Here is a 1912-nt window from a genome sequence, read left to right on the forward strand (position 1 = left end):
CAATAAAGACATACTTTTTTCCTGAGATAGTCTGCATCTTGGCATTAGCTGGCATATCCATAGAAATCTCCTTCTTGCTAGATATAATTATATACCTATCAGAAGGAATTTTCAAGCCGTTTGTTGGTGAAAATATAATAAGAATACCAGTATTTATCGGATTCTTAGCCGGCAGCCCAAATACTTCCTAGATATAAAATTACGGGACTGCAGGCTACAATGAGAACTGGTGTCTGGAAGAAACTCATTTTCTTCATCATCCTGCTGATAATGACCCGAAAAATGCAGAGAAGCATGTATGCAAGTATCCCATAGAGAAAGACAAACAAGCGGGAAACATCACCAGCAATATGAGTGAAGAACATGAGGACGACAGCAAAAACTATGCCTCCTAAAGAAGCGAAGATAAGTTTTTTCGTTATCTCATAAGTCAAGTATCTCCAGGAATAAAGACCTTCGTAAAAGATAAATGCCATGAGAACGAGCGGCACCCATAAATAAAGATAAGCAGGCGATACGTGGAATACCGTTCTCGTAATTAACCCATTCCTGATAAAAAGCGAAAAACGCCTGCCAAAACAAGGGCCACATAATCTCCTGCCAAGAAAAGAAGTGTCTGAATCAAGGCACTCCCTGCCTGATTTTCTGATTTTATTGATTCCATACCACGCTGAACCTCTGAATCCATATGATCTCCCCCAGATCAAATTTGTTTCGTCTTAAAATGCAAATGTAATAATTATAAGTATAGCATAGCGAAAATATCATATCATTACTCTAATCCTGCACACCAAAAATTATATAAGTTTCATTCCTCTTCCCTTACAATATAGAGCTGCCTCTTCTTTGTTTCCAGATAAATCTTTGCAATATAAAGGCCAATGATGCCAAGACTCATCAGGACAAGGCCACCGAGGAGCGTAATGATACATACAAGAGAAGGCCAGCCTGCCACAGGATCTCCTGCAATCATAGCACGAATAAAGATGAATATAAGTGCCAGGAAGGAAATACCACACATAGCAATTCCCATGACAGAAGATAAGTACAAAGGGATTGTCGTATAAGCAAGAATACCATCAACCGAATACTGGAAAAGCTTCCAGAAGGACCACTTCGTATGACCAGCGCTTCTTTCAATATTCTCATAAGAAAGCCATTTCGTCTTGAAACCAACCCAGCTGAAGATCCCCTTGGAGAAACGGTTATATTCTCCATCCGCTACGATGGCATTCACCATCTGACGAGACATCATGCGAAAATCTCTGACACCATCAACAATCTGCGTTTTAGAAAGCTTATTGATGATTTTGTAGAACTGCCTGGCAAAGAAAGAGCGAATAGCAGGCTCTCCTTTTCTGGTCGTCCTCTTCGTCGCGACACAGTCATAGTCCTCGATCGGATCATGCAAGAGACGCCACATATCTGGGAGAAGAGCCGGAGGATCCTGAAGATCCACGTCCATCGTAGCTACATAGTCTCCCTTAGCCATAGAAAGCCCGGCATAAAGCCCTGCTTCTTTCCCGAAGTTTCTGGAAAAAGAAACATAATGAACCCTGGAATCTTTTTTATGAAGATCACGAAGAATCTCTATGGTCCTGTCTGTACTTCCGTCATCAATAAAACAGAATTCCAGCTCCGCATCGATTCTATCCTCATACTTCATGACCTCATCATAAAAAGTCTGAATCGTGGCTTCCTCATTAAAACAAGGCACCACCAATGATAACAACTGCATTGCAATTCTCCCTATTTTCAAATCAGGCCAATCGCTCCTATAAACACTTCCTAATTAATCAATAAACTATTTTCATAAGTCATGTATTTATTATAAATGCACTTCATCATACTGTCATTCTGAAATATCGAAATAAAAGAAGGGCGGATTGTATAATTAAGTTGAACACTTAAA

3 protein-coding genes are annotated in these 1912 nt (G+C 40.0%); 1 reads left to right on the top strand and 2 read right to left on the bottom strand.

Features of this window, described 5'->3' with window-relative positions; all coding sequences use genetic code 11:
• On the top strand, positions 1 to 191 hold a 191-nt coding region (locus M3200_RS03705), incomplete at its 5' end, for a hypothetical protein (protein WP_288178124.1).
• Between the two features lie 347 nt (positions 192 to 538).
• Here M3200_RS03705 and M3200_RS03710 read toward each other — a convergent pair.
• Both M3200_RS03710 and M3200_RS03715 read right to left on the bottom strand, forming a co-directional pair.
• A complete protein-coding gene (locus M3200_RS03710) occupies positions 539 to 688 on the bottom strand; it encodes a hypothetical protein (protein ID WP_022382193.1) in 150 nt (49 codons plus the stop codon).
• A gap of 120 nt (positions 689 to 808) precedes the next feature.
• Positions 809 to 1738, bottom strand: coding sequence for a glycosyltransferase family 2 protein (locus M3200_RS03715; RefSeq protein ID WP_022382194.1), 930 nt, complete (start codon positions 1736 to 1738; stop codon positions 809 to 811).
• Between the last annotated feature and the right edge of the window lie 174 nt (positions 1739 to 1912).

It is taken from the genome of Dialister sp. CAG:357 (assembly GCF_000435155.1).
In the GTDB taxonomy this organism is placed as follows: Bacteria; Bacillota; Negativicutes; order Veillonellales; family Dialisteraceae; genus Dialister; species Dialister hominis.

Excerpts from the sequence above, each read along its gene's own strand:
- M3200_RS03710 (WP_022382193.1), bottom strand. The coding sequence starts at position 688 with ATGGATTCAGAGGTTCAGCGTGGTATGGAATCAATAAAATCAGAAAAT.
- M3200_RS03715 (WP_022382194.1), bottom strand. The coding sequence starts at position 1,738 with ATGCAGTTGTTATCATTGGTGGTGCCTTGTTTTAATGAGGAAGCCACG.